The sequence below is a fragment of the Caminibacter sp. genome, from assembly GCF_053999135.1.
The window spans coordinates 1-3,996 of record NZ_JBMXVQ010000118.1; the positions used below are offsets into that span (position 1 = coordinate 1).

The 3,996-nt window shown below is 33.4% G+C and carries 6 protein-coding genes; all 6 read right to left on the minus strand.

What is annotated here, in order from left to right:
- Window positions 1-230 (minus strand): nucleotidyltransferase domain-containing protein (locus tag ACXJH6_RS08760; RefSeq protein ID WP_456471378.1); only part of this gene is annotated, 230 nt, incomplete at its 3' end.
- On the minus strand, window positions 227-1,015 hold the full coding sequence (locus tag ACXJH6_RS08765; protein ID WP_456471379.1) for a tRNA 2-thiocytidine biosynthesis TtcA family protein: 789 nt from the start codon (window positions 1,013-1,015) through the stop codon (window positions 227-229). The genes ACXJH6_RS08760 and ACXJH6_RS08765, both read right to left, overlap by 4 nt.
- Window positions 990-2,177, minus strand: coding sequence for a hypothetical protein (locus ACXJH6_RS08770; RefSeq protein ID WP_456471380.1), 1,188 nt, complete (start codon window positions 2,175-2,177; stop codon window positions 990-992). Before ACXJH6_RS08770 ends, ACXJH6_RS08765 begins: the two co-directional genes overlap by 26 nt.
- Window positions 2,170-2,859, minus strand: a complete 690-nt coding sequence (locus ACXJH6_RS08775) for a 5'-methylthioadenosine/adenosylhomocysteine nucleosidase (RefSeq protein WP_456471381.1) — start codon at window positions 2,857-2,859, stop codon at window positions 2,170-2,172. Before ACXJH6_RS08775 ends, ACXJH6_RS08770 begins: the two co-directional genes overlap by 8 nt.
- On the minus strand, window positions 2,856-3,602 hold the full coding sequence (locus ACXJH6_RS08780) for a nitrilase-related carbon-nitrogen hydrolase (RefSeq protein WP_456471382.1): 747 nt from the start codon (window positions 3,600-3,602) through the stop codon (window positions 2,856-2,858). The genes ACXJH6_RS08775 and ACXJH6_RS08780 overlap by 4 nt, the downstream gene beginning before the upstream one ends.
- Before the next feature lie 8 nt (window positions 3,603-3,610).
- Window positions 3,611-3,996, minus strand: a 386-nt coding sequence (locus ACXJH6_RS08785; protein ID WP_456471383.1) for an ACP S-malonyltransferase, incomplete at its 5' end; no start/stop codon positions are given.

A 3,996-nucleotide genomic window follows, 5' to 3' on the forward strand; every position in this document is an offset into this window, starting at 1 on the left:
TCACTTAAAACAATATCTATTTTCTGCTCTCCAAGCCTTTTTTGAAGCTCTATCCAAAATTTTCCTTCTTTTTCCATGCTTGGTTCATCAGTAACCACATACAAATCGATATCTCCGCCTTTTTTATCATCATATACCCTGCTGCCAAACAAAATCACCTTTACATCCTCTCCGAAAACCAGCCTTGCGGCTTCTTTTATTTCCCTAACCTCCCAATCGGCGAGTCTCACTTCAAAAACTCCTTCATAAAAAACGTATGACATTCAATATTTTCAAAAGCACTCTCAAGCCGTTGAAAAAGTTTGGGTTCCTCCTCTTCCATCTTTTTAAGCCACTTTTTTATTTTAGCCCTTGCAAAAGGCATTTTCACACCTTCACTATCTTTTAGGGCAAGACAGCTGGCCTCACCATCTATTATAGGAAATTGATTTTTCTCAGCCATATATTTAATCCATTTTTCTCTTACTTTTATCATAGGTCTTATTACTTTTATCCCTGTGTTCGCAGTATAAACAGGAGGCATAGATTTCATCAGTCCGTTATAAAACATACTCATAAAAAACGTTTCCACCGCATCGTCAAAATGATGTCCAAGAGCCAGTTTATTAAATCCCAGTTCCTGTGCTTTGGTATAAAGAGCCCCCCTTCTCATTCTGGCGCAAAATCCGCACGGACTGCTCCCGGGACGTTTTTTTTCGTTCATAATTTCCAAAATAGGAGTTTTATAAAGTATATAAGGAATATCGAATTTTTCGCACCACTCTTTAAGAGAAGAATAATCTATCCCCGTCCCAGCATCAATGGTAATTGCCGCAAGTTCAAAAGAAAAAGGGGCTATAAGCTGCATTCTTTTTAACACATGCAAAAGAACAAAACTGTCTTTTCCTCCGCTAAAAGCTACTAATACCTTATCGTTAGGTTTTATCAGTTCATATTTACCCTGCACTCTTCCTACGAATTTCGTAACTTTTTTGCTAAAAAATATATCTTTAATTGGATTTAATTTTTTCGCCATTAATATAAACTTCCCCGTTTTTTAATTCAAATCTAATCTTTACAATACCTCCGCTTTTATCAGCTAAAGCGAATATAAAAGCGCTTTTAGGCTCTATATTCATTAAAAAAGTAGCAAGTGCAGGTGTTGTTTTTAAATTCAGCTTTAAATCTAAAAAAGAAATATCGTTGTTTAAAAGTTTCTCTTCAAGATTATTAACAGGATTAATTTTAGCCTTTAAAACCAAATCTAAAAAACCGGCATTTTGTTTATTTAGATACACCGTTTTTATATTGGCTTTTAAATCGGTATTAAAACCTTTTTCCAACAGTTTTAGCATTAAAGCCCTCTTTTTATATTCATCCGCATTTATCATCTCTTTTATCAGTGCTGAATCAAGATTATAAATAGAGACCCTGGAAGTAAACCCGTTTATGCTCAAAAACGAAAACAAATCCGCTTTATCAAAATCAATACTGTTAATTATCCTCAGTTTTTTACCTGGATATATATTTGTTGAACTTCTTAAATTAAATATTGAAAGTTTCTTATTTTGAGCGCTGAAAAAGAAATCTCCGCTGTTTTTTTGAGAAATAGTACTTTCTTTTTCCATATATTCGTTATTATAATTTTTTAATTCAAAATACACGGGCTGAGTTTTGCTTTTAAAAAGCAGATTTTTTACTTTAAGAGTGTTTTTTTGAGGATACTCAAACACTCCTTCAACTTTCTTAAAAATAAGCAGACTGTCATGTAAATCTATAGTATTATCTTTTATTTTGTATCGGTAAACCTTAAAATTCGGAGTCACCACCAAAAAGTTGATTTTATCTTTTAAAATGCTTTCAAAAGAGCCATCTAATGTAACAACATCCAATATTTTTCCAAAAAACTTTACATCGGTTACGGGTAAATTTTTAAAAACACTCTCTACATTTAACTTGACGCTTTGAATAAAACCGCTGTTATCTATCATATTTCCGGGAATTATAACCTCAAAAACCCTGTCGGTTGTCAGATAAGAACTCTTATCTTCTATCTCTTTTATCACTATTCCTTTTTTTTCAAGATTTTGTAACATTTGATTAAATTTAGAATTCATAAGCTTATTGAAAATAAGAGGCGTTAGGGCAATCATTATTACAAAAGTTACAAAAAAACTTAGAAGTTTTGTTTTATTCATCAATTTCCTTTAACATTTTGATTAAAAACTCAGCGCTTACTTTGCTCGATTCTTCTAAAAACTCATCAAAATCAACTCCGGCACCTTCTTCCGCCGTGTCGCTAATGGCTCTTAGCATAAAAAACGGTATATTTAAAGTCCATGCAACACATCCGACAGCACCGCCTTCCATTTCTATAGCAATTGCATTAAATGTTTTTTTTATCCATTCTTTACGCTCTTTTGAATGGACAAACTGGTCACCTGAAGCTATTATGCCCTCTTTTAGTCTAACATTCATTTTTTCAGCAACTTTTTTTGCTATAAGATTCAAATTTTTATCACACTCAAAGTAAACTTTCGATTCGGGAATATATCCAGGTTCGTAGCCAAATACAGTTAAATCAACGTCATGCTGACATGTTTTATCAGCTATTACCAAATCTCCTATTTTTAAATCTTCATCAACCGCTCCGGCAACACCGCTAAAAAGCAACTTTTTTGCTCCGAATTTTTCTATCATAATAGTTGCCGTCGTAGCTGAATTTACTTTTCCTATTTTACTGTATGCCAAAATTAAATCCATATTTTTAAATTTTGCTTTATAAAATTTGTTTTTGCCATGTTCTACTACCTCTTTTATTTCCACTTGTTCTAAAATCGGCTCAAGTTCTTCCCTCATTGCACATAATATTCCAATCACGATTCTTTCCTTAAAAAATATTTTTGGGTAAACGTTAAATGATGACTAAGAGAACTTTCAATTAAATCTTCATCAAAATAAACGGCTTCTTTTTCTATTTCGCCTTTTGGATTAATGACTTTGCTTTTCCCCCAAAATCCAAGACCGTCCTCAAAGCCCACTCTGTTACAAAAAGCCACATATGCTCCGCTGAGTATCGCCATATTTTTTAGCACCGCTTCCCAGTGTTCTTCTATTAAAAGTTTCCCGTCTTTAAATTCCCTTGCAGGAGACGCCGCTGTTACTATAATTAAATCCGGTTTTTCACGGCTTACAAACTCCACAGCATCCCCGCTAAAAACATCTTCACAGATAAACATAACGGTTTTACCGAATTTCGTATCAAAAGAAGAAAAATTTTTCCCGCCAAAGAAAAATCTTCCCTCTTCAAAAACTCCGTATGTTGGCAGATGAACTTTATCATGTCTTTTATAAACGTCACGCCCAAGATATAGAGCCGAATTAAATATTTTCCCCTCATCTTTTATAGCGGCACCCAAAACAACATCTTTTGAAAAAGAGAGTTTTTTAAAAAATTTTTCTTCAAAGGCATCTTCTAAAAGTGCGTCTTTTACTTTATATCCGTTCATACTAAGTTCCGGAAAAATAACCAAATCGGCATCGGTTTTTTCAATAAACTCGATATGTTTGTCAAGATTATCGGGACTTAGTTTCGGTCTTATCTGAGCCAGTGCTATTTTCATAAATTTCCTTATAGACTTAATGCTTTTTCAAGAGATTTCATATCTGTAATCGGAACGGTTTTTTTCTTTGTAATTTTTCTGTTTATCCCCATTAACACTTTCCCGCCGAATTCAATAAACATATCCGCTTCATTTTCATAATTTTTAATACTCTGTTTATAAAGTACAGGTTTTGTAAGCTGAACAGGTAAAAGTTCAAGTGCTTCTTGTTTTGTCGAATATTTTTTTGCCGTTACGTTACTCACTACCGGCTTAAATTCATCTTTTAAATATTCTTCAAGCAGATTTTTTAAAGGCTGAACGGCACTTTCAAGCAACGGACAGTGGCTTGCCACGCTCATATTTAAAAGCATTACTCTTTTTGCGCCTTTTTCTTTTAAAAGAGGCTCTAGTT